Source organism: uncultured Sulfitobacter sp. (assembly GCF_947497275.1).
In the GTDB taxonomy this organism is placed as follows: Bacteria; Pseudomonadota; Alphaproteobacteria; order Rhodobacterales; family Rhodobacteraceae; genus Sulfitobacter.
Genome location: NZ_CANMFS010000001.1, coordinates 687,596 through 709,354 on the forward strand (window position 1 = coordinate 687,596; position 21,759 = coordinate 709,354).

Annotated in this window: 20 protein-coding genes, 1 tRNA gene and 1 pseudogene; 7 read left to right on the forward strand and 15 right to left on the reverse strand. The window is 58.7% G+C overall.

Going from position 1 to position 21,759, the window contains the following annotated elements; all coding sequences use genetic code 11:
- Positions 1 to 21: 21 nt before the first annotated feature.
- Positions 22 to 1,434: a PLP-dependent aminotransferase family protein gene (locus Q1A06_RS03355; RefSeq protein ID WP_299558616.1), complete on the forward strand. Its 1,413-nt coding sequence runs from the start codon at positions 22 to 24 to the stop codon at positions 1,432 to 1,434.
- Between the two features lie 105 nt (positions 1,435 to 1,539).
- Here the strand turns inward: Q1A06_RS03355 and Q1A06_RS03360 are convergent.
- Together Q1A06_RS03360 and Q1A06_RS03365 are read right to left on the reverse strand one after the other, a co-directional pair.
- Positions 1,540 to 2,052 (reverse strand): annotated as a pseudogene (locus tag Q1A06_RS03360) (integrase core domain-containing protein); the annotation flags it as partial.
- An 18-nt stretch (positions 2,053 to 2,070) separates the two neighbouring features.
- A complete protein-coding gene (locus tag Q1A06_RS03365) occupies positions 2,071 to 2,331 on the reverse strand; it encodes a hypothetical protein (protein ID WP_299558618.1) in 261 nt (86 codons plus the stop codon).
- Between the two features lie 250 nt (positions 2,332 to 2,581).
- Between Q1A06_RS03365 and Q1A06_RS03370 the strand changes: the two genes are divergently transcribed.
- From Q1A06_RS03370 to Q1A06_RS03385, 4 genes are read left to right on the forward strand one after another with little or no spacing between them, the layout of a single operon-like run.
- A complete protein-coding gene (locus tag Q1A06_RS03370; RefSeq protein ID WP_299558620.1) occupies positions 2,582 to 2,752 on the forward strand; it encodes a hypothetical protein in 171 nt (56 codons plus the stop codon).
- Positions 2,752 to 2,991, forward strand: a complete 240-nt coding sequence (locus tag Q1A06_RS03375; protein WP_299558622.1) for a hypothetical protein — start codon at positions 2,752 to 2,754, stop codon at positions 2,989 to 2,991. Before Q1A06_RS03370 ends, Q1A06_RS03375 begins: the two co-directional genes overlap by 1 nt.
- Before the next feature lie 5 nt (positions 2,992 to 2,996).
- Positions 2,997 to 3,698 (forward strand): hypothetical protein, encoded by a 702-nt coding sequence (locus Q1A06_RS03380; RefSeq protein WP_299558624.1) that lies wholly within the window; start codon positions 2,997 to 2,999, stop codon positions 3,696 to 3,698.
- Positions 3,698 to 4,192, forward strand: coding sequence for a hypothetical protein (locus Q1A06_RS03385; RefSeq protein WP_299558626.1), 495 nt, complete (start codon positions 3,698 to 3,700; stop codon positions 4,190 to 4,192). Before Q1A06_RS03380 ends, Q1A06_RS03385 begins: the two co-directional genes overlap by 1 nt.
- Positions 4,193 to 4,259: 67 nt before the next feature.
- Here Q1A06_RS03385 and Q1A06_RS03390 read toward each other — a convergent pair whose 3' ends face one another.
- Both Q1A06_RS03390 and Q1A06_RS03395 read right to left on the reverse strand, forming a co-directional pair.
- Complete coding sequence (locus tag Q1A06_RS03390; RefSeq protein ID WP_299558628.1) at positions 4,260 to 4,772, reverse strand: hypothetical protein; 513 nt, start codon at positions 4,770 to 4,772, stop codon at positions 4,260 to 4,262.
- A 15-nt stretch (positions 4,773 to 4,787) separates the two neighbouring features.
- Positions 4,788 to 5,021 (reverse strand): hypothetical protein, encoded by a 234-nt coding sequence (locus tag Q1A06_RS03395; protein ID WP_299558630.1) that lies wholly within the window; start codon positions 5,019 to 5,021, stop codon positions 4,788 to 4,790.
- A 649-nt stretch (positions 5,022 to 5,670) separates the two neighbouring features.
- Here Q1A06_RS03395 and Q1A06_RS03400 point away from each other — a divergent pair.
- Positions 5,671 to 9,570 (forward strand): AAA family ATPase, encoded by a 3,900-nt coding sequence (locus Q1A06_RS03400; RefSeq protein ID WP_299558632.1) that lies wholly within the window; start codon positions 5,671 to 5,673, stop codon positions 9,568 to 9,570.
- Between the two features lie 184 nt (positions 9,571 to 9,754).
- Here Q1A06_RS03400 and Q1A06_RS03405 read toward each other — a convergent pair whose 3' ends face one another.
- The 4 genes from Q1A06_RS03405 to Q1A06_RS03420 all read right to left on the reverse strand — a co-directional run bounded on the left by Q1A06_RS03405 (position 9,755) and on the right by Q1A06_RS03420 (position 14,411).
- Positions 9,755 to 11,185, reverse strand: coding sequence for a Mob protein (locus Q1A06_RS03405; RefSeq protein WP_299558634.1), 1,431 nt, complete (start codon positions 11,183 to 11,185; stop codon positions 9,755 to 9,757).
- A 637-nt stretch (positions 11,186 to 11,822) separates the two neighbouring features.
- Positions 11,823 to 13,226 carry a site-specific integrase gene (locus tag Q1A06_RS03410; protein ID WP_299558636.1) on the reverse strand — a complete coding sequence of 468 codons (1,404 nt, stop codon included), beginning with the start codon at positions 13,224 to 13,226 and terminating at the stop codon, positions 11,823 to 11,825.
- A 121-nt stretch (positions 13,227 to 13,347) separates the two neighbouring features.
- Positions 13,348 to 13,422: transfer RNA gene (locus Q1A06_RS03415), tRNA-Asn, on the reverse strand.
- 80 nt (positions 13,423 to 13,502) lie between these two features.
- Positions 13,503 to 14,411, reverse strand: a complete 909-nt coding sequence (locus Q1A06_RS03420; protein WP_299558638.1) for an MBL fold metallo-hydrolase — start codon at positions 14,409 to 14,411, stop codon at positions 13,503 to 13,505.
- Between the two features lie 44 nt (positions 14,412 to 14,455).
- On the opposite strand from Q1A06_RS03420, the gene Q1A06_RS03425 reads away from it, so the two are divergent.
- The gene (locus tag Q1A06_RS03425; protein ID WP_299558640.1) at positions 14,456 to 15,775 is read left to right on the forward strand and encodes an ATP-binding protein; all 1,320 of its coding nucleotides are present in this window, start codon (positions 14,456 to 14,458) and stop codon (positions 15,773 to 15,775) included.
- A 717-nt stretch (positions 15,776 to 16,492) separates the two neighbouring features.
- Here the strand turns inward: Q1A06_RS03425 and Q1A06_RS03430 are convergent.
- From Q1A06_RS03430 to Q1A06_RS03460, 7 genes are read right to left on the reverse strand one after another with little or no spacing between them, the layout of a single operon-like run.
- The gene (locus Q1A06_RS03430; RefSeq protein WP_299558642.1) at positions 16,493 to 17,599 is read right to left on the reverse strand and encodes a site-specific integrase; all 1,107 of its coding nucleotides are present in this window, start codon (positions 17,597 to 17,599) and stop codon (positions 16,493 to 16,495) included.
- Positions 17,589 to 17,759: a hypothetical protein gene (locus tag Q1A06_RS03435; RefSeq protein ID WP_299558644.1), complete on the reverse strand. Its 171-nt coding sequence runs from the start codon at positions 17,757 to 17,759 to the stop codon at positions 17,589 to 17,591. Before Q1A06_RS03435 ends, Q1A06_RS03430 begins: the two co-directional genes overlap by 11 nt.
- Positions 17,760 to 17,762: 3 nt before the next feature.
- Positions 17,763 to 18,761 carry a phage Gp37/Gp68 family protein gene (locus tag Q1A06_RS03440; RefSeq protein WP_299558646.1) on the reverse strand — a complete coding sequence of 333 codons (999 nt, stop codon included), beginning with the start codon at positions 18,759 to 18,761 and terminating at the stop codon, positions 17,763 to 17,765.
- Complete coding sequence (locus tag Q1A06_RS03445; protein ID WP_299558647.1) at positions 18,758 to 19,000, reverse strand: hypothetical protein; 243 nt, start codon at positions 18,998 to 19,000, stop codon at positions 18,758 to 18,760. The genes Q1A06_RS03440 and Q1A06_RS03445 overlap by 4 nt, the downstream gene beginning before the upstream one ends.
- Positions 18,988 to 19,350, reverse strand: a complete 363-nt coding sequence (locus Q1A06_RS03450; protein WP_299558649.1) for an ASCH domain-containing protein — start codon at positions 19,348 to 19,350, stop codon at positions 18,988 to 18,990. The genes Q1A06_RS03445 and Q1A06_RS03450 overlap by 13 nt, the downstream gene beginning before the upstream one ends.
- Positions 19,350 to 21,191, reverse strand: coding sequence for a ParB/Srx family N-terminal domain-containing protein (locus Q1A06_RS03455; protein ID WP_299558651.1), 1,842 nt, complete (start codon positions 21,189 to 21,191; stop codon positions 19,350 to 19,352). Before Q1A06_RS03455 ends, Q1A06_RS03450 begins: the two co-directional genes overlap by 1 nt.
- A 12-nt stretch (positions 21,192 to 21,203) precedes the next feature.
- A complete protein-coding gene (locus tag Q1A06_RS03460) occupies positions 21,204 to 21,719 on the reverse strand; it encodes a DNA translocase FtsK (RefSeq protein ID WP_299558653.1) in 516 nt (171 codons plus the stop codon).
- Positions 21,720 to 21,759: the final 40 nt, after the last annotated feature.

Here is a 21,759-nt window from a genome sequence, read left to right on the forward strand (position 1 = left end):
AGCCGCTACAGGAATATTGTAATGGATACAATTTGGGTGCCGGAGGTCGATCCGACAATCAAGCCGAAATACCGGGCGGTCGTCGCGGCGATCCGTGACGCGATAGCGGCGGGCAGGCTCGGCAAGGGGGCCAAGCTTCCACCGGTGCGCGAACTTGGCTGGACGCTGGGAATGACACCTGGCACCGTGGCGCGTGCCTATACCTTGTTGACCGACGAGGGTCTGCTGAGCGCCGAAGTTGGTCGTGGCACCTTTGTGGCAGGCGATACCGATCCTCAACCGCCGCTCAATCTGATCGAGGTAGACCCAATCCCGCACACCACGGGTGGCGACAGCTTCAACGTCAACCTGTTCTCACCGCATCTGCCCAACATGGGGCAGGCGGCCCTGATCCGTCGGTTGTTGGCCGAAGTCGCCCAAGATCCGCCGTCGGGTATGATGCACTATCCTTCGCGGCGCGGTGCAAAGGCCGCGCGCGAGGCGATGGTCCATTGGTTGCGCGGCACGCCGATCGGTGCGGTGGAAGAGCGCGATATCGCGCTGTCCCATGGCGGCCAGAACGCAATCTTGCTGACCTACCAGACCATTTTGAAGGGGCGCAGACCGGTGATCTTCGTCGAGGAACTGTGCTATCCGGGGTTCCGTCGTGCGGCAGAAGTGCTGCGCGCCGAGGTGGTGCCCGTAGCGATGGACTGTGACGGAATTATCCCCGATGCGCTGGCCGCCGCCGCCGAACGATACCCCGAAGGTCAGATCATCTGTACGTCGCCGGAGGTGCATAGCCCAACCTGCGGTTACACGCCCTTGTCGCGGCGACAGGACATCGTGGCGGTGGCGCGCGCCCATGATCTGCAAATTCTCGAGGACGATTGCTACCGGATGGGCGAAGCACAAAGCGAAGGATACCGGGCACTTGCGCCAGAGCGGGGCTGGTACGCGACATCTCTGTCGAAAACGGTGACACCGGCACTCCGGTTGGGATGTGCGATCGGACCGCGTGACCGAAGCGGCGCGCTTCACCGATCCGCGGAACACAGTTTTTTCGGGCTGGCAACGCCGATGACGGATCTTGCCGCCGCACTGCTGGCGCATCCGGACCTCGAACCGATCATGGCGCGCTGTCGCGAGGGGGTCGGCGAATACGTAAAGACTGCCGTCAACGCCCTCGGCAGCTTCGATCTGCACTGGCGCAGGGATGTGCCCTTTGTCTGGCTGGTATTGCCCGAAGGCTGGCGCGCCAGTGCATTTTGCCGCGCCGCAGAGACGCGGGGCGTCCGCGTGCGAGCGGCCGAAGAATTCGCAACCCGCACCGCACAGACGCCCCATGCCGTGCGCATGGGGATAAATGCGGGCGTTTCGCTGAAAAGCTTCGCGGCCGCGATGGAGCGGTTGCGCGACTTGCTGGACAATCCCTCCGAAGAAATCGGGGTCTAGCTGTTGGGGTTGTCATACTGAAGGTACCCTTCAAATAGAACGACCTAAGCTCATTTGAAAGGAGGTGTCCCTAGGTGTTCATTAGCGCATCCGGTGGCTCGGATCTCAGCTGAATCGATCTGGCTCTGAGGTCCAGTTTTTGCAGACGTATTCGTAGGGCGTGAGACCATTGAGGGTTTTTGGTCTGCGTGCGAAGTTGCATGCGTCCATGAAGTCGGTGAGGTGCGTGCGCAGCTGCTCGTGGCTGTCGTCGTGGTATCGTTTCACCGTCGCATCCTTGATCGTGCGGTTCATTCGTTCGACTTGGCCATTGGTCCACGGATGGTTTGGCTTGGTCAGTCGATGCTCGATCGCGTTGGCCTCGCAGATTATGTCGAAGCGCATTTGCCGCGCGTATGCTGTGTTCCGGTTGCGGGACTGCCCGGCGAACCGGATGCCATTGTCGGTCAGGATCGTATGAATACGATAAGGGACGGCCTTGAGCAGATGCTCAAGGAACTCCCAGGCAGTTTTGCGATCCGCCTTGTCCACGAGTTGCTTGGCTGCAAACTTGCTGGTCCGATCAATGCCTACAAAGAGATAGAGCTTGCCTTCCACCGTCTGAACCTCGGCGATGTCCCCTCTCGCCAGCATCTTTCAGATGGCCGTGCCGGGCAATGGATATGGCATGTTAACCGGGGCTTGTTCGTAAAACCCGTCGCCCTGTCGCGCCGTTTCGTCGTGTTTCCGCAGCACTAAATAACTGCAATTCCCAACGCACGCTTGGCCGGGAAGACCGACGACGAAGTGCGCCAGCTTGTCGCCGAACTTATGGAAAAGCGCCGCGCCTGAAACTTGGTGGAACCTTTTTCTGCCAAACAATGCTGATAACAAGACATATTTTTCGAACGTAGACATACTACTAACTTTCTACGCACGAATTAAGGTTTGAGTGCCGTATCCGGCGTCGCTTCGTCGTAGAATAGTTCTTTGGTTTTCTTGGGTATTCACGTTGTCCGAATAGCCTTTGACCGACGGCAATTTTGGGTGCTTGTCGTAGCGAAATGGTCAAAATAGTCGGTCAGCACCTGTGAATTTGCTAGAGCAACAAGACACTTCCGATGGAACCCCCGTCAAGCCCCGCCGCAGCCGGGTTCGGCTGGATACCGTGAGCAATGCACGCCGGGAAGCCGCACGCATTTACCGCAAAGCCGTCTGTGGCGATCTGAAAGTAGAGGACGCGTCGCGCCTTGTGAACATGCTCGCAATCATCGGTCGCATGGTGTCGGACGGCGATTTTGAAAAGCGGCTTGAAGCCCTTGAGCCGGGCGAAACTTAATGGCGCGTTTTCTCATGGGCAGATTGGCAAAGCTGGAACGGCGCGGGAAGCGGCCAAGCATCATTCACAATTCGGTCGCGCGGTTCACGCCCGAAGGCCAGCTTGTCGGCCCCATGCCGAAGGCCAAGCGCATTATGTGCGTGACCGACTTCGGCACCGACGACCAATGGTCCGAACAACTCGAAGCCCAACAGGCGCGGCTTATCCAAAGCGCCCATTTCGAAGGAACGGCACATTGAACGTCATGGGAAAAGCAACAATCGGAAGCAATCTTGGTAGCAACCTATCGCTTGTCCGGGGCCGCGAAGAAACGATGCAAAAGCTTCGGCTTTCAACTTATCTTGGCCTGAAACTTGGGGCCAAATACCCGTCCATTCAAAAGGACGTGGAAGGCCAGATTGCCCGGATCAAGGAAATGACCGACAAAGCGTCGCGCGTGGCCGGTGACAAGACCAAGAACCAATACCAGAAACACCTTTTCGCCCGCGATCTTGCCAACGTCATTGGTGCAGATATTCGACGCACCCAAGAGCATGTCGCCAAGATTGCTGACGAACTTACTGCCGAAGGTGGACAGATGGTCGAAGGCACCCTTGGGCCGAAAGATGAATACGGCTATCTTTACTCCGAAGTGCGCCAATGGGTGCGCGACAACAAGGGCACCCCGGAAGGACTGGCCCGCATCAACGAAGGCTATCGTGACAGTCTGCCGATTGCCGCTGCGATCTACCACAGCCCCGCACAGCTTTTGAACATGGCCAAGGACGTTCACACGATCATGGCCGGTAAGGCCGCTGAACTGTGGGCACCGAAAGGTTGGGATATGCTCAATGAGGGATTGAACGTCGGTAAGGCCGTCAAAGGCTATGACGCAGTTATCGGTGATATTTATTCGTCGTATTTCAACGAAGAAGTCGTTGCCGAAGCCGAAGCGTCGCAAGTCTAATGACACAAGCGGCGCAGGATATCGGGGCAATTGTCGCATGGGTGAAGGCCAGTAGCCCCGGCAAGTTCCGCAGCCCTATGGACGGCGATTGGGTATTCCCCGCGCCGTTCGCCGCCCTGTTGCCGATTGACCCCGACACGCCCGCAGGGCCGCAGGTTGACCTGACCGAACTTGCCGACGGGGGCTTGGTGTTCTTGGTGCCCATGGGCCAGCTAGCGGCACCCTTCGCCGCCGACCGCATCGAACGGGTCGTTGACGGCCTACCGTCGCCTGTAGAGCGCGTGCGGCACCTGTTCGGGCACAGGCTAGGGCTAGACCTGCCCGACGTGTTGACAATCGCCCTGGACGATCCCGGCGTGAGCATCATGGGCGTTCTGACGGGGGAAGGGCTGGGCGACCTTGACCTTGCCGCCGTGGCCGTCTTGGCGGTGCCCCTGTGGGCAATCCCCGCCGATCAGCGGTCAACCGTCGCGGCCCTGTGCGAACACCCCTGACAGCCCAACCCTAGTGCCAAGGGCAACTAGCCCCGGTTCGCGTGCACCGACGCAGCCGGGGGCATTTTTATCTGAAAATCGCGCCCGTATCTGCGTTCAAATACAGCCGGTTGGTTACCGACGCGCCACCGCAGTAGGTGAAGTAGATAGGTTGGTTGCGATGGTTGGTAGACTTGACCCAACCGCCCATGTCGCGGAAGTCGCGTTCGGTGCAGCGGCGTTGTGCGATAAGCGATTGGGCCGCTTCCGCAAACGCGGTTCGGTATCGTGCAAAGTCGTCGGACCCGGACAACAATTCTTCAATCCCCGACGCACCCGCAGCCGGATCAGGCGGGCGGGTTTCCGATAGATATTCCACCGACACCCATTCGGCGAACTGCCCGTCGGCAATTCCGTTCGCAGGGTCGCAAGCGGCGTTGCCCGTATCGACATACTCGCTTCGACCGCCGACGCATGACGCGTCATAGGCTTGTGTGATCCGCGCCCAACCGTCGCGTTCTTCATGCACGGTCACGCCTTCACGAAAGAACAATTGCCCTACAACGCCGCAGCTTTCCGACGGGCAGGTGCGACGGTTCAACCGTTCGGAAGTGACTCATAGCCGTTCGTCACCTTCGGGCGCAGCCCATGGACGTTCGTTTACTTCCGGTATAGCGGTTTCCGCAGTTTCCGGTGAAGGCCCGGTCACGCCGATAAGAACGAAGCAACCGACGAAGGACGCCAATGCAACCCAACGGCTCTTGAACGGCTTGAATGGGTAGATCACCCCCGCCAACGACACGATTGACGCAAGCGCCAACACCAAAACAACCACAGAATTCCCGTCCAAGCAGTTATCCTCGCTAGTGATTCAATGCTGCGACTTTAACACGGATAACGTGTTTGTGTGGCGTTTTACGGGCGAAGCTGGAATGCAGCTTGTCTGGCAACGTGCGACACGTGGTCACGTCTTCGTGAGCGTTCGACGGGCTGGAAAGGCGCGAACAACTCCCCGCGAAAGCAAGAGTAGGTTGTTAGTAGAATTTATAGTGCGCCAATTTATCCAATGAAAACTAGGATTATTGGCTCCGGCGGTAGGGATCGGAGCATTGCTTGCGCAACTCATTGAAATATAACGGTTAAATTTGGCCGGGAAGTGGGCTTGGTTTGGTCTTGTGTATCACCCACGGAGCATAGTGGAGCCGACGTGCTGAGCGCAAGGGGGATTTCCGCGCCTACTATCAAACGACGTGATCGGCCCCGAGCCGACATCCGGGAGGGCGAAGTTCTGCATTAACGCATTCGCCAGAATTGTCATTCGTCTGTAGTGCAGAAATCCTGAATGGCAGTGCTTGCGATGCGAACGCAGTAGCCGACCTCCGTGTGGAAGCAAACGGTGAGATTTTTGAAGCACCAAGGGAAGGACTCGAACTTCCAGTTACCCTCAGTTATTCTCATTACGGGCAGGAATACGAGACGGACAACCGGGAGGCGAAATAATGCAAGCTAACAAGCAAGCACCGCGTGACATCCATCTACTAACGACGGACGTGCTCCTTTCGGATCTGGTGGACGGCCGCGAGGTGATCGTGGCAGGAGGAGCCGTCTTTTCTCTGGGGACTGATGATAGCCGTTCAGTTCTCGAATGGTATCGCAAGAATGCTTCGAAATGGGCCGGAAACCTCAGTGGAGTTGATATTGAGTCAATCATAGATGCCGCCGGTGAAAAGCCGCCTGCTATCAATAATGACGGAACCGTTACCAGAGAAACGCACGTCAAGCGTTCCTTGCGGCTGAAGAGGCTGACCGCACATCGATTTGCTGGTATTCACGCATATGGATCATCCACAGAAGCACCCGGGACTTTCACATTTGTTCCATCCAAAGATGCAACGTTGTTCGAAGGCGCGAACGGGTCGGGAAAGACCTCAATCCTGAACGCAATTGTATGGTGCCTTACGGGAGATATAATCCGTTCTCAACGAGCGCCCGAACCTGGTACAACCGAATTCGCCTGCGAGATAACGCGCTCAGATGGCAGTGTATCTACTCACATGATGTCGTCTGTGACGCCGATGCCGAACGGCAACAGCGAGTTGCCAGCCGATGGGCAACCCATTCCAGCGGATACATGGGTTGAGCTGGTTTTTACAGATGCCGATGGCACCGATCTTCCGCCGTTGCGCCGGGCCCAGTCCCGGAATTCTCGTGGCAAGCTGCAAGAAAGCGGACCAAATTTAGGTTCGGCAGGTGTCGATCCAATTGCGTGGCGCATTGCCACTTCCATGCCAGCCCTATTGCCGTTTCTTTCAGTTGGCTCGACATCGCAGTTGGGCCAGGCGGTTGCACGACTGACAGGGTTGGCTGATTTAGTTGATCTGGCAAAACATGCATCGAAAGCTGCCGAACGGATATCGAAGCGGTCCGTAAAGGAGATCGAACAGGGTATCGATAAGATCGCCATCCGATACGGGGAAGCGCGTGACGATCTTGAGGCAGTAATTTCCGAGCACGGCGACATTGCGTATGATGGTGAATTGCCGGGTATTCAGGCAGATGATGGACGTGAACAGTTGGCTGCCATTGCGAAGCATTTTTTAGATACTAAATCTAAGGCATTGGCCGAAGCACGAACTGTCCTTGGTGACGGATTCAATCCTGAAAATAAGTCCGCGCGGGAGGATCTTGAGGGCAATATCCAGCCAGCTATTGCCGAACTTCAGCATATTCAACAATTGCCTTCATTCGCGCGTTTTCTGGCGCTTTCAGCTGATGCGGAAGAGCAGAAAAAAGTGAATGACCTTCTTGAGACAGTGGGGCGTGAAGCCAAAACGCTGGCGGAGCTCGCTGCGGCACCGGACCGTGCAGCGCGAGCACGTCTGTATGCTTTGGTTTCGGTATGGCTTCACGAACATGGACGTTCGCATGGTGATCATTGCCCATTGTGTGCTGGCGACATTCGAGACGCGTGCGATCCGATTACCGATGTGCCCGTCATCACGCATCTCGCAGAAGCGGAGCGTGACCGCGACCTGGTCGCGCAAACCGTCGCCCAGTGGGCCTCGGGATGGCATGGCAGACTTATGAAAGAGCTGCCTGATGCTATAGCGAACGAAGTTCGGCAGGAACTTCCTGATCGGCCAGCCGATCTTCTGATCACTGCGATGACGACAGAGCTCTTTGCGACTGAGAGCTTTAAGGGCGCTTTGTCAGCGATTACGGTCGATGCCACTCCGCTGGTGAAAGAACGGGCTGCTCAACTGCCCGAATTTCAAGAACCAACAGAACGGTCGATGCCTCCGAATATCGCGGAACTCGCGCATGAGCTTCTGGTGTTGATGCAGCGCATCGACCGGGCGATATCTTTCGCAAGGTGGCGTGTCGAGAATAGGGTGCAATTGCATAACTTCATTCGCGCCCTGCGGCACGGCGAGGACGGTGCAGCCGACGCAGATCGGGCAATTGGGCGTCGTCTTTCCGGATTGCTTTCTATCGTCGAGAGTGTTGCTCCGCTGAACAGTGCAGCGACGCTTGTCGGGCGAATGGAAGCGCGTCGCGGAGAGCGCGAAAAGAAGCGAGAACGCATAGCTCTTTGCGGTAGGGCTGTGACGGCGCTTGAACTACTGGTACCACTTGGAGCCCTAGCTCAGGCGCAGGTTGATGATCTGCGGACTAAGCTGGAGGCGCGGACCGACTTCTGGCGCCGGGCGATATTTTTAAACGCCACGACCTATGCTCCTGACCTTACGGGCACTGTCATGGATGCAAAGGGCATTTTGGGGCTTCAGGTGGGGAGAGATGGTGTAAATGCGCCTGCGCAGCACATTTCCAATGCGTCGGCGTTGCGTGGCGCTTTGTTCGGCTTCTTTCTGGCTTTTCGCGAGCATGTTCTGAAACAACGCGGGGGCGTACGGACCTTGGTTCTCGACGATCCTCAAGAGCTACTGGACAACGACAATCGCGAACGGCTGGCTCGTGGTCTATCTCAACTCGCTGGGGATGCGCAACTGATCGTCACGTCACATGACCGGAAGTTCGCGCGTTGTCTTGTAGCCGAGCATCGCGAGAAAGTTGAACATTTATCTGTTCATCCGGTGAATAGCGTTCATCCGACTGTATTTGTCGCGCCCGCTCAAGAAGAGATAGTCCGCAAGCGCAAAGCATTTCTGGATGACCCGGACAATCACGCGTTTGCGCAGGACTATGCCTCTGACATGCGCGTGTACATAGAAGGCCGACTGGGCGATCTGTTCGACAGTGTTGCCCATCCGGCATATACTTCGCCAACGAAGGCGCCAACACTGGTCTCGCTTGTCGATCGTTTGCGTGCTTTGGTCAACTCCGGCACGGATGAGCTTTTCAAGCACCCACAAGTCAAGCAGTTCGTCGACGATAACGCTCTTGCAGAGGGTGCAGATGCGAGACGTGTGCTAAACCAGTCTCATCATGACAAAGCATCTATCAAATACATGGATGTGAAGAACCTCGACGAAACTTTTTCTCGCCTTCGGTCCCGTGTCGACAAGCTGCATGAGCAATTTCGCCTGCATCGTTGGCGAGAACCGCTCGCAGCGGCTGATCAGGACAATGTTACAGTGATTGCGCTTCGACCGATGGCGTCACCCAAATTTAACGTGCCTATCTTTCAAGATATCGCAGCTTTTGTAAGATCTGGTGGATCAGAAGCTTCACAGGACACGTCGTGCGAGACGCTGGATGACGGTTGGTTCGAAGGAAAATCACTTTATTACATTCGTGGGGAAACACTTGGGTTCGCGGTTCCTTCAGGCTCGGTCGCTGTGGTGGAGGCTGAACCTTACCCAGGAAGGGACCAGAACCTTGTGATTGCGCGAGATCGCAATCAGATCTTTGCCCGACGGCTATCGCGCTCACCTGGTTCGATCGGGATTTCGTTGACGACGCTGATGCCCGATCCTCGCAATAGCAGGCCGACAATGACCTATGATGAAAGCAAAATTCGCTTGCACCGCGTGGTCGGGGCCATTTTCACGGATATGCCACCTCCGGTCGGAAAAGGTGAAGCGACCCCTTTGGACGAGGTGGCCGAACTCCGTGCCGTGAAGGTGGCTTATCGTGTGAAGGAGGACAGCGCAATTCCGCTGGCATTGCCCGGACAAATCGTTCTTGGCGGAGAAGAGCTTACAACGGCTCAGTTGGGTGGTGTGGAAGGCGCGCTGGTCGCGGTAACTTTAGGAGACGGGGCTTGCGTTTTCAAACGCCTCGGGTCTCGTCTTCCCGGGCGATCTGCCCACCTCCTACAACTTGAGACAATTGGCGGTCTGGGATCGTCAATTGTTGTTGCAACCGAAGTCTCTGAACAAACCCATGATGTGCCTATCGCACTATCAGTCAGAAGGGTGGTTGGCGTTCTATATTAAGTGAGACAAATCGCACTATCATTGATCAAACCCTGCGTTTGACTGCCTTCCGCCTTCAGTGTCGATCATCGCAAACCTGACTGGATCGGCTTCACGTAATGTCCGCTTCCACGGTAGGACCGGGGTGCGCTTGCAGCGAATGCCTGCAATCCGCCGAAATGCCTGCGGCACAACTTTTTTCCGTCTATCCACCGAACCTCGGCGCTTCATCTACCTCCACCTCCGGCCCGTCGCTGTCCTGCACCCGTTTCGTCACCCGCATAACGAGGCGCGCGAAGCCCTCAATTAGCTTGCGGATAGGCGTTGAAACGCTGTCGCGCTCATCTCCTTGAATGCGAGAGACGATTTCAGGCCAGCGGGGCATGTGCAGTTTGCCATTTACATTATCCGCATCACCAGACTCGACCGCCTCGAATATTTCCCCCATAGCATCGACGGCTTCCGTCAGTTCACCCTCGCGGCGCAGGAGCTCATTTTCTTTTTCGACACGCGTTTTTTCCCAGTCTGCGCGGGCTTTTTTGTCTGCAAGCTCTCGGCGACGCAGGGCGGCGCGGTCCTGTTTAAGGGCAGTTACTTTGGCCTCATGTGCCGCCTTTTGTTCAATCAGCTCCGCGTCCTTGGCCGCCAGTTCCTTGCGCTGCGCCTCAAGCCGTCTCGCATCATCCGCCAGACGCTTGGCATCGCGTTTCTCAGCCGCATATTCCTTGGTGGATTTACGCGCCTGACGCGGGCCGACACGTAGCAAGCCACATGGCTTACCGACAGCTTCATAGTAGTCGTCCTGCAGTTTTTTCATCGCGGCGGTGTAGACCTTCTGGATAGAGGGTCGCCCGCGTTCCTTGCGCGCCTCTTGCAAATGCGCTTTGTTTTCCGCCTCCCATGCATCGGTAAGCAATTTGTTTCCGGCCTCGACCTCTGCACATTCAGCTTCCCATGCCGCCACGGCAGCAGAATGGCGGGTATCATTCTTTTTCTGGGTGTTGCGGTTTTTTGACGGACGCGGCTTCTTCGGTTTCTTCGGGCGCTTGGCCAATTCGGGCTTTGGCAAAGAGGGGATCACGTCTGACGCATTTTCCTCACGGTGCAATGCTGCGGCGACCTTCCCCGCATGCAGCTTGTTTGCATCAAGCTTGGGGTCGGCGGTGTTCATTGCAAGGATGTGAATGTGAACATGTCCCTCATCGAGGTGCAAGACAGCCGTGTAATCGACCCCCTTGGGCATGCGTTTCTTGAAATCAGCCAACACGCGCTGCCCCCAGGCCTTTATCGGTGGGCCATGACGAGCGCGATCTGCCATGTATTCCTCTGACGTCAAAGGGTGCGAGTGGATCTCGGTGTAAAGCGTTGCGGCATCTTTGCGCAGCCCACGGGTATATGTGGACCCGTCTTTCTGGGTGACGGTTTCTGTGATGCCGCTCAGCAAACGGGCACGCTTTGCCCGAAATTCGGAAATTGTGAGATTGCCGCCGACCTGTTGCGGTGGCATCGGGCTGTCCACATGCTCGGAGTAGAGCGGATCGCGGGCCGCTTCGCCTTCGACCTGTGCCGCGCTGTTGAAGTGATCCCTGGAGCCTTTTACGGGCTTGAGTTGCTCGCTGTAGGTTTCGATATGCATAAACTGATAGGCCATGGCGTGTCCTTTTGATAAAAACCATGGACAACCACTTATGGCCCGACGCCGAAAATCAGAGAGGGATTCTGACGTGGGATGGCATTTTTACGTGGATAACCGCCTCCCTTATCCTGCTGAAACTATGCACTAAAATTTATACACCTCCTTTCTTCCTCCCTCACAACACGCACCTTACCTTCCCCCTTTAAGCCCCCACCTTTCCGCCACCCCGACCTCAAAACCATTATAGATTCCGACCGCAGGGCTTGCGTGCAAGCCTTGCCCCATTCCTTCGCGCCTTCCCGGGTTCAGGCGCATAAAACCTGCGTGGATACACGCCGTAAAGCCGGGCCAATGGCACGGCAAAAGAGGTTGATCGCATGTGCAAAGGCTATTCGTCTTCGACCGGACTTGTTATGTTTGATTGCCGCATAAACTCTGCGCCCGATGCAAAAATGGCAGCGGGAAAAGCTATGCAGAGAGACAGACTATAGGTAGCTAAAGCTACCTCGTCTGCCCCTTACGCCGGGGAGGCGCTCCGTCTGTTCGTAAAACCATGCGGGGCATGATCTTCCGAACAAACTGCGCGGCTGGCGATGCCAACCTTGCATAACTTCCGCCAAGGCGGAAGGCTTACCAGCTACCGCGAGGCCTTGTGGTCCGGATGGACGACCGGCAGCCACGGCAGTTGACCTATGGCCTCTGCCTTCACCGCCAGCGGCGTTGTCTCGCTGTAGCGCTCCGCCGTGATCGAGCCACCGGCATGGCCAAGGATATCCTTGCGGACGGGCTCCGGCAGGTCGGCTATCCGGCCCAGCTGCGTCGCCACGTAGTGCCGCAAGCTGTGGAACACCTTGCCCTCCGGATTGCCGTCGAGTTGGGCCTGAACCAGCTTCCGGAAGCGGTAATCCAGCTGCCCCCCAAACCCCGCGCCTTTGCGCGGACGCAGGTCGGGGAAGAGATCCGCTTGCGGCCCGTGTCGATCGATCTGGCGGGCGGCGTGGTCATTCAGGCCAAGCTCCACCAGCTGCGGATGCAGGGGCAGGTCGCGTTTGGCCGTGAGTGATTTGAGCCCGCGATTGGCATTTGGCGCGATGATAAGCGCGGGCAGACCATCGGCAACAGTGATCTCGGCGGCTTTGAGTGCCGCGATTTCCTCACGCCGTGCGCCAGTCAGCGCGGCGATCAGCGGCACCCAATAGAACCCGTCTTGCACAAGCCGTGTTCCAGATTCCTGCCAGCGGATCTTGTCCTTCCAACCATGCCACAGGGGATGGGCGAAGAGCATTTGCACGTCATCGGCGGTAAAGGCGGGCCGTTCATCACGCTCGCGCAGGGTTTTGCGTTGACGCAGCGCGCCGAGGTCCAGATTGCCGACGGATGGCACGCCCTCAGCCCGCGCCTTGGTGAATAGCTGGCCGAGGTAATCGAGGTTGCGGTTGATCGTGGTGGCCGACAAGCGCCTGACCTCGCGGCCTTTCGTGTCTGCAATGATCTGACGGATCGGCTTGCTCCGGTCTTTGGGTGATTTGCGATAGCTTTGCGGCAGTTGCTCCAAAATATCGACGAAGGCCGCCAGATGGTGCTGTCGCAGCAGGCGCATGTCCTGAACGCCGGTGATCTCGCGGAAGAGGTCAAAGACCTTGGTCATCTGCGCAATCATCGCCTCGGACATGCCCGCCTTGCGCTTTTGCGCCATGAGACGGGCCGCAACGGCCTTGGTCGATGCGGAATAGGTCTCGATGCGCGGCTCTGCGGTGGTTCTGGGCTGTGGCGGGCGTCGCGCAGGCAGGGGATAGGGCGACTCATCCTGTATCACGCGGCGCAACCGTTCTACGGCGCTTGCATGATCGGCGCGGCCTTTGGTCATGTCTTCAAAGGCCCGCACGCTTTCCGCCGTCACTAGCGCAGCAAGGCGGCGGGCGGCGTTTGGATCAGGGGTTTGCAAGCTTATAAGCAGGGTCTTCCCGCCAAGTGCTGCAGGCAAACGCCTGCGCCAGTAATAAATCGCGCTGCGTCGGACGGTATGGGCGGCAAGGGCCATCGGTCACTCCTCTAAGAGCGCCCAAAAAACCGTGCAAAAATAACCGTTTGTGTATCACGCATGTGTATCAGCCGGGGCTGAAATGCCAATTCCAAAGGCTTCTCAAAGACTTAAAAGGAATTGGCTCCGGCGGTAGGGATCGAACCTACGACCAATTGATTAACAGTCAACTGCTCTACCGCTGAGCTACGCCGGAACGGTGCGCTTCGTATAGCTGCGGGGTTTTGGCGCGTCCAGAGGGTTCTTCTTTCTTTTCCGAAATTTTTTAGCTGTCGATCATGCTGTGAAAAACGCATCCGCGTGGATGGCGCCTTTGCATGAAATCATATCGCGGCGGGTGAGGTCGATGAGGTGGGCCAGCACGTTGCGCGTGGCGGCGCTGCGCAGGGCAGCTGGGGTTTCCGTGTAGATCGCGGCCGCGAGGGTAGGTGCGTCTGCCGGGCCTTCTGCGAGCAAGGCGAGAATGGCCGCTTCCCGCGCGCGCCGATGGCGTATCAACCAGTCGAGCCGATCTGCGGGCATGTCGATCTGCGCGCCGTGACCTGGATAGAAAACACGCCACTCTCGGGCGGCAAGCCGTGCACAGGAGGTCATGAAATCAGTCAGATCGCCATCGGGAGGAGAAACCAGCGAGGATGCCCATCCCATGACGTGATCGGCTGTGAAGCACGCGTCTCCCAAAGCGAGGCTGATGTGATTCCCGATATGGCCGGGTGTATGGATCACGTTCAACGCCCATCCGTCACCCTCGATGGTATCGCCGTCCGCCACGGTCAGGTCTGGTACAAAGCCATGGTCGATCCCTTCGCCACCGCCGACCGCACCGGTCGCCGCAAGATCGTGCATGATGGCGGAGCGTCCTGCCGTCGCGTTGCCGAAGGCGATCACCGGTGCACCTGTCCGTTGCGCCAGCGGATGGGCGAGGGGGGAGTGATCGACGTGCGTATGTGTCACGACGATGTGGCTGATGTGCGCGCCGGCGCCGACCGCTGCAAGAATGGCGTCCAGGTGCGCGTCGTCTGCCGGACCGGGATCGATGACGGCAAGCGCCGTCGATCCGACCAGATAGGTGTTGGTGCCCCGATAGGTCATCGGGGAGGGGTTCGGGGCCACGAGACGGCGCACGCCGGTCTCGAGTGTTTGCGCCACACCGATGGCGGGATCGAAGTCGTCAGGCGGTAACATGGATAGACCTTTCGTTCGGGGCTGTCGAAGTCTAGGTGTAGCGTATGACATTCGGGTGGCTCAAACACTATATGCCGCGTGGCATCTACGGGCGCGCCGCGCTTATCCTGCTTTTGCCGGTCGTGGTGTTGCAGCTGGTGGTCATGGTGATCTTTGCGCAGCGCCATTTCGAGGGCGTCACACTGCAGATGACGGATACGGTGCTGCGCGAGCTGGCATTGGTCATGGAGGTCGTGGAAAATGCACCGACGGCACAGGCGGCCGCGCAGTCCGTTGCGGCAGAGCTTGCGCCGCTTGAAATTGCGGTGCGGCCCGCCACCGTCACCGACCCGCAAAACAGCCGGGTCTGGTATGACTATTCCGGTACGGTATTGATCCAACGCATGGCCGACCGCCTTACTGGGTTCGAGGCGGCGAATCTTCGCAATCTGTCACAGGTCGAACTATACGTGCAAAGCCGTCATGGATTGCTGCGCATTGCGTTCGACAGGCGGCGCATTACCGCAGCAAACCCGCATCAGCTGTTTGTGTATACAACCTTTTTTGGCGTTCTTCTCACAGTGATCGCAAGCATCTACCTGCGCAACCAGCTGCGGCCCATCAAGCGCCTCGCGCGGGCGGCCGAGGCGTTTGGACGGGGGCGGCACATTCCGTATGTACCCGCAGGTGCGGTCGAGCTTCGTGCGGCAGGGAATGCATTTGTCGACATGCGCCATCGGATCGAGCGGCACATCGAGCAGCGTACGCTCCTGCTGTCGGGGGTGAGCCACGATCTCCGCACGCCGCTTACGCGCCTGCGGCTTGGTCTTGCGATGATGGACGAGGAAGAGGCCGCGCCACTGCTCGGGGATGTCGCGGATATGCAAGGGATGCTCGACGAGTTCCTCAATTTCACGAAGGGAGCTAGCGAAGGAGATCCGGAACCGGTCGATCCGGTCGCAATGGTCGGTGACATCGTATCGAACGCGCAGCGGGGGGGGCGTGACGTCACGCTGCTTGGGGTCGAAGGGGAGGGGACCGGCACAGTTACCCTGCGTGTGGCGGCAATGCGCCGCGCCATCGAAAACCTAATCTCGAACGGTGTACGTTATGGTGCGCGCGTCGAGGTGTCGGTCATGCTCAGCGACAAGACGCTGCGCATTCGCGTGGAGGATGATGGCCCCGGCATTCCGCAGGCACAGCGCGAAGATGCGTTGCGCCCTTTTACCCGCCTTGATACGGCGCGGAACCAGGACAAGGGAGGCAGCGTCGGACTTGGTCTCGCGATCGCGGTCGACATCGCCCGCGCGCATGGCGGTGTCCTGCGACTGGGTGTATCCGAAAGACTGGGCGGGCTTCGCGCCGATATCGTCATCGCCCGTTAGGCTCTGGATTCATCAATCGGGTTGAAGCTAACGTGCCGACCTGATTCGTCGCCCCCGAACAAAATGGGTCTGACGAGCAACTTGCAATGGCTGAGCGAGGCTCGGATGAGGCGGTTTAGACCTTGTTTTTCGATGTGCGCGGCACGCCGCGCGTCAATGTAGGGGTGTGCTGAGCGGGATTAAATTCATCCTCGTAACGATTTGCGCTGGCGGAATTTTTGTTCGCACCAGACGCTCCATAACTGTCGGAGAAATAAAGGACATTGGCCAGAACCGCCTTGGGTTTACCGAAGACCTATAACGTCATTTCATGCAACCATATCAAGCAGGTTGCGCTGTGCGTGGAAGTTCTCTTCTGGCCCTGCGAAATGCGGCGCAGGAATTTACCGAACGAATTCTGACCATCCGCTTCTCGACAACATGTAGCCGAGTACAGTTCAGGAGAACTGAACTCAAGAATATTAGGTTTGGAGCAAATATCTTAGAAGGTAGGAAAAAGTTGTGCAAAGAGCAGGACGGATCCGCAGGTAGTCTGGTCCCTTGTTTGCTCCAAATCCGAAACCTGATTCACTGGGCTTTTTCGGCAAATCGGCGGTTCCAGCTAGGTCACTGGAAATTTGGTAGGCCCGGCAGGACTAACATAAGCGCGCGAATGTCCCTTATTTTTATGGACATATCGGTTAAAAGTGCCCCACGTGGAAACGGCGTGGGGCACTTTTACCAATCCATGCCTGCCAACTTGGACGCTGCCATCTGACCCAAACGGGCGCGCTCGACGCCGTCGGTGTATACTTGTGATGTCGATGCGTTCGCGTGCCCATGAACGGCCATAATCTCATACTGGGTCGCGCCGTTGAGGGCGAGCAGGTGGCCGGCGGCCTTGCGGATTCCGTGTGAAGACTTGCCCTGAATGCCAGCCTCTGCGCACCACCTCTGCATCTTGTTGCGCAGTCCCTCAGGCGATTTGTAGGGAAGGGCGTGGCCGGTCAAAAGGTAAGTGCCGCCGATGACGGTGCGGGCGTTCAGGGCGGCTAGCAGCGGCGGCAGCACGGGGATCTCGACCCGCTTAGAGCCTTTCTTGGTTGGCGTCCATGAAAGCCAAAGCTGCCCGGCCCGTCTTTCCTCGTGGGCGCGGCCCAACAAGATCGCATCGCCGATCCGGCAGGCGGAAAACATGAACAGCGTCAGCGCGAGGTGAGCCGCCGTTCCTTTGGGGTGGGCGTTCTTGAAAGCGAAAAGGTCGTCTGTCGTCCAGGGCGTGGCGCCGCCCGCGCTTTTGTAGACCGGGCGCTTGACGGCTCGGGCAGGATTTACGGTGCAATGCTGGCGGTTCACGCCGAAATCATATGCCGCGATCAGCAGCTTCCAGACGTTGCGCGCCTTTCCCGGGGTGCTGGCCATGCGGTCCTTGAACGCCTCAAGTTCGGACGCCGGTATCATCATCGGTAATTCGGCGTATGTTCGGCCTTTGGAATTCTGCTGTTCGCTTTTTTGCGACAGGACAAAGTCCCGGAGGTTGCGGCGCTCTTTCAGGGTGAGGGGCGAGGCGGCTTTCGCTTCGACCTGAATTTCCAGATGCGAGATGTATAGCCCAAGCAGCCATGCCATGGTGCCGCGTTCGCTCTTTGTCACCGGCTCCGGGTTTAGAATTCCGCCGGCGCGCGCGGCATCATAGTGAGCCTTGAAGTCCGGGTGATCCGGTCCGCAGGGCAGGGCGATCTTGCGGCTTTTGTCGCCTTTGGGCCGCACGCGCCAGCGCACGCTGCCCGATGGCAACGGCTCGCGCATGAGGCCGGGAAATTTGACGCGCATGTCACCATTCACATTTGGGTTCCTGTGTTTGGTAGCCCTGCACGACGCTTTCGGCAATGATCTTGACGCTGCCGTCCTTGCCGATCTCGACCGCGCCAATGGCAATGCCGCACTCTTTCGCGGCGTTGATCGCGTTCTTGATGACGGCTTGAGAGGCGCGAGCGGCAGGCATGGGTCAGCTTTCTTTCAAAGTGCGTATGTTCGGTGTCTCGCTGTGTGTGTGACCATCGAGAGTGCGGCCAGCGGCTTTCTTGCCGATCCGCCGAACGGTCGCTCCATCCGGGAATTTGAAGTGTGAACCTTCACCCTCGACCTCGCTGACGCTGACGAATTCCCCCCACTGCTTGAAGAAGAACGACACGCCAGCCGCGGCGCATTGGTCGCGCAGGCTGCGGGCCCAGTCAGGGTGCATGGGGCGGGCGTTCTTGCCGCTTTCGCCGCCGACGATGACCCAGTCGATCTTGCCAAAGAACTTCGGGCATTCTTCGTCGCCACGGGCTTGGCAGTGCTCGTTGCATTTTGCATTGCAGAACACCTCACCAAATTGTGGTTGCAGCAGGTCAATTCGGCGAAGCAGCGGTTCGGCGCTGATGAACCTCACGGCGGCGGGGGTGGCAAGAAGGTCCGGGATGCGTTCATCCGCGCGCTGTTGATCCTCTGCGCTGACGCCAAGCCAGACGTTGGGGAGGGGCCAGTGAAAGGGTGCAGTGCTTTTCCAGAAGCCGGCGCGTGCACCGGCTGAAAAGATGTGAGCTGGCTTCAGGTGCTGGCCATCTGGAGGCTTTGTGTCGACATACTCCCGCATCCGCGCGCTGCGCTTCGTCAGCACTTGAAACGTGTGCTGGGGGCAAAGTGCCATGATGGCAAACACCTGATCGATCCACTCATCCGGCACATCCTCGTGGAACAGATCGCCCATGCTGTTAACGAAATACGTGGTCGGCGTGTTGCGTTTAAGGGGTGCCAGTAACGCCTTTTCCGCCAGCGCGACCTTGCCGGTCCAGACAGCGCCTGCACGGCTGTCTTTCGTCGTCCCGTCATACTGCGGCGCTCCGCCCATCCGCTCGATCCGCGCGGCCATTTTCATGGCGTAGCAGCTGGTGCAGCCAGGGCTTACGACGCTACACCCGACGATGGGGTTCCATGTGCGTTCGGTCCATTCAATTTTGGTCATCTCGCGTCTCCTTTCGGGAGCATGATCCGCGCCGGGGCTGGGCCGGTGACCTCAATCGTGTAACCACCCGTGCGGCCCGTGCCCCGCCGAACCTTTGCCTCAACGCCAATCGCCGGCTTGCCATCCTCGTTTAAGGCGCCGATCTGTTCGAGGACCTCTTGCGCCATCCGCTCGCGCAGCTCGTCTTCGCTGACGTGGGCGCGAAAGCTGATCGTGTCTGGGGTAATCAGGCTGGGCATTGCGATGGGTCCTCGATGTATTCGAACTCGATCCGGTTGACCGTCTTATCGGGCGGGCATCCGTAGTGGCTGGTAATCATCCCGACGAAATCTGCCGGGACAAAGTCAGGGAACCCTTCACGGTGGCAGTCGCTGGGGGTGATTGCGTCAAGCGGCTCGGAGCGGACGCTGGTGATGCGGATCTGGCACAGGCGCACCATTCGTTCGCCGCGACTCAGGCCCATCGCTTTTTCCACGGCGTTCACGACATCGCCGGGTTTGAGGAACCACCACCCGAACCGGCGCGTGACGGTTTTGGACCGGTCGCGGATCTGCTGTGTTGTCAGGGCGAAGGACATGTTACGCGGCATCACTTTTCCTCCCGCACCAGCTCGGCCGGCAGCCACGCGTCGATTGCGGCGACCTGGGCGCGGCTGAGACCCCTGGCTTCCTGAAAGCCGGCATCGTTGAACAGGGCTTCCAACTCGTCGGCCTTCTTGCCCTTCGTCAGCTTCTGGAACGCCTTCATGTCCGCGTCGTCGTCTCTGTCTGCGGTGCCGCTCAGGTCGCGCCAGATGCTGTCGAGCACTTCGGGGCGGCAGGCCTTGAAGTGGTTGGCAGCGGTGGGCGTCCAGACATCGCGCGGGGACACGCCGAGATCGCGCATAACGGCCGCGATAGTCGGGGTGTGGTGCGGCAGGTTCATCGCGCGCACCAGCGCCTCGATCAGCACCTTGTTGCGGTGCTTCTTGCCGTGGGCTCGGAATTCTTCGAGCGTTTCGGTCTCTGGCGTCGTATCGTCGGTCAGCCGCGCATCGATGCGGGTTTCCTCGTCGGACCCCGGCGTGATCGCGGTGCGGTGCGGGGCGATGTTGAAAGGGCTGGCGTAGCCGGGCCAACCTTGGCTCAGTTGCAGAGCCAGCAGGTCGAGCACCAGCTCCGTCTCGCCCAGCAGCTTGGTCTGGAGTGCTATCGCTTCGATCTTGTGCAGATCCTCGCACCCGGTCTGTGTCAGTGGCGGCTTGTCCGGGACGCGGCTGGCAGTGTCGTTCGCGCCGCTGGCGGGGCCTTTGGTGTTGCGGGGGAGGTACGGCGCGGACGTGATCAGATCGCCCATGCGGTCGACGTAGACGAAGGCGGTGGCAGCAGCGATGTCTTCGGCGGTGAAGTCGCCCTCCTGACGCTCTTCGAGCGCGTCGAGGCGGGCAAACTCGTCATCGGTCAGCTCGCGCTGCTGGCCCTCTTCGAGCAATGCGTCAAGGTCCGCCTGATCCGCCTCCGGCAAATCGACCGGCACCCGTTCGGCTCGGCGCATGTTTTCGGTCAGGTTGTAGGGGATGTGCACTTCGTGCGTTGTCTTGACCTCGGCATAGCCGCCGTCGCCTTTCACGCGCGCGGCGGCGGTCTGCAGCTTTTCATTGAACAAGCGGTCCAGCAGCGCCTCGTCGTGGAGCATCGAGCGTTCCGCGAACAGATCCTCTTCGACGGTGCCGCCTTCCATCTGGTACAGTTCCAAACCGACGAACTTTGCCCGGCGGTCCGTTGATGGGATGCTGCCGCGCGTGATCTGGTCGCGCAGGTAGCGGGGGTGGTGATCCTGCTCCAGCGCCATCGTGAGGACCTCGCCGAACTGCTCCTCGCTGTTTGCCATCGTCAGGATCGCCGCGACGTCGAGCGTGATCTTGTTGGCGCGCAGCGCGTCCAGGGCGGGCGCGGGCAGGGCGGCGAGTTTGAGCCTCTTGCGGACGTGGCGCACTGTGCATCCGAAGGCGCGCGCGATCTGCTCGGGCGCGCTGCCGGCATCGGCCATCGTGGCATAGGCTTTGATCTCGTCGGCCGGGTGCAGCGGGCGCTGCGTCGCCGCTTCGGTTCCCGCCCAGCTGCGCGCGAGTGCAGCATCGGTGGTCACAACGACCGGGATTGCTTCGAAGTCGATCAGGATCGTGTCCTCGAATTCTTCGGGGTGGTCGCGCAGGTAATTGAGTGCGGCGAGCCTGCGGCCACCGGCCACAATCCCGACCGCCGCCTGCGACTGCTGCGCCGGGTCGCGAAAGCCGCTCAGGTTCTGCAGCAGGCCGTTCACGGCGATGGAATGGGCGAGTGCCGCGATGTCTTCGGCGTCATGGCTCTGGCGCGGGTTGAAGCCGTGCTGGTACAGCACGTCCAGCGGCGCAATGGTGTTCAGGTCGGATTGGGAAACGTGGGCGTTCATGGGGGTGATCCTTTATATGGTTGGCGTTTTGTCGGTGACGGCTGGTCCCCAGATGAAACCGTTCACCAGTTGCCCGACCTCAATTCCAAGCATGTAAACGCGAAATTCATCCTCGCCTTCGCCGTAGTTCTCATCGACTTGGACAATTTCCCAATCTGATGACCTCCAATCTTCGCCCGCCGGTTCATTGTGAGGGTGGATCAGCTTCGCCCAGTAATACCCAGTTTCGCGAGGATTTTTATGAGGGTGAGTGCTATCGGTCTTGTTTACGGACGCGCCGCTCGCGGCCAAATTTTGCGCGGCCTTGATGATGGTTTCTGGGATATGCGTTTGTGCCAGATAGCGTTTGCCGACGTCGTTTGGTGCTGACACAATTCCCGCTTCTTCGAGCTCCTCAACTATCCTTGCGGCGCGGTTGTAGCTGATCGCAAAATGACGCTGGAGTGCGGAGGTCGAGCATTTGCCAGTCTGAGTGAAAAATTCTGCCGCCTTGTGGATCTCGGCGGCATCGTTGGATGGTGTGTTCACGTTCGTTCCTTTCGGTGTCTGTGGCCCCCGCTGTCGTTGT

Bases quoted from the DNA above. Each gene is read 5' to 3' on its own strand.
- Q1A06_RS03355 (WP_299558616.1), top strand. From the start codon at position 22: ATGGATACAATTTGGGTGCCGGAGGTCGATCCGACAATCAAGCCGAAA.
- Q1A06_RS03365 (WP_299558618.1), bottom strand. From the start codon at position 2,331: ATGTCTACGTTCGAAAAATATGTCTTGTTATCAGCATTGTTTGGCAGA.
- Q1A06_RS03375 (WP_299558622.1), top strand. From the start codon at position 2,752: ATGGCGCGTTTTCTCATGGGCAGATTGGCAAAGCTGGAACGGCGCGGG.
- Q1A06_RS03380 (WP_299558624.1), top strand. From the start codon at position 2,997: ATGGGAAAAGCAACAATCGGAAGCAATCTTGGTAGCAACCTATCGCTT.
- Q1A06_RS03385 (WP_299558626.1), top strand. From the start codon at position 3,698: ATGACACAAGCGGCGCAGGATATCGGGGCAATTGTCGCATGGGTGAAG.
- Q1A06_RS03400 (WP_299558632.1), top strand. From the start codon at position 5,671: ATGCAAGCTAACAAGCAAGCACCGCGTGACATCCATCTACTAACGACG.
- Q1A06_RS03405 (WP_299558634.1), bottom strand. From the start codon at position 11,185: ATGCATATCGAAACCTACAGCGAGCAACTCAAGCCCGTAAAAGGCTCC.
- Q1A06_RS03410 (WP_299558636.1), bottom strand. From the start codon at position 13,226: ATGGCCCTTGCCGCCCATACCGTCCGACGCAGCGCGATTTATTACTGG.
- Q1A06_RS03420 (WP_299558638.1), bottom strand. From the start codon at position 14,411: ATGTTACCGCCTGACGACTTCGATCCCGCCATCGGTGTGGCGCAAACA.
- Q1A06_RS03425 (WP_299558640.1), top strand. From the start codon at position 14,456: ATGACATTCGGGTGGCTCAAACACTATATGCCGCGTGGCATCTACGGG.
- Q1A06_RS03435 (WP_299558644.1), bottom strand. From the start codon at position 17,759: ATGCCTGCCGCTCGCGCCTCTCAAGCCGTCATCAAGAACGCGATCAAC.
- Q1A06_RS03440 (WP_299558646.1), bottom strand. From the start codon at position 18,761: ATGACCAAAATTGAATGGACCGAACGCACATGGAACCCCATCGTCGGG.
- Q1A06_RS03445 (WP_299558647.1), bottom strand. From the start codon at position 19,000: ATGCCCAGCCTGATTACCCCAGACACGATCAGCTTTCGCGCCCACGTC.
- Q1A06_RS03450 (WP_299558649.1), bottom strand. From the start codon at position 19,350: ATGCCGCGTAACATGTCCTTCGCCCTGACAACACAGCAGATCCGCGAC.
- Q1A06_RS03455 (WP_299558651.1), bottom strand. From the start codon at position 21,191: ATGAACGCCCACGTTTCCCAATCCGACCTGAACACCATTGCGCCGCTG.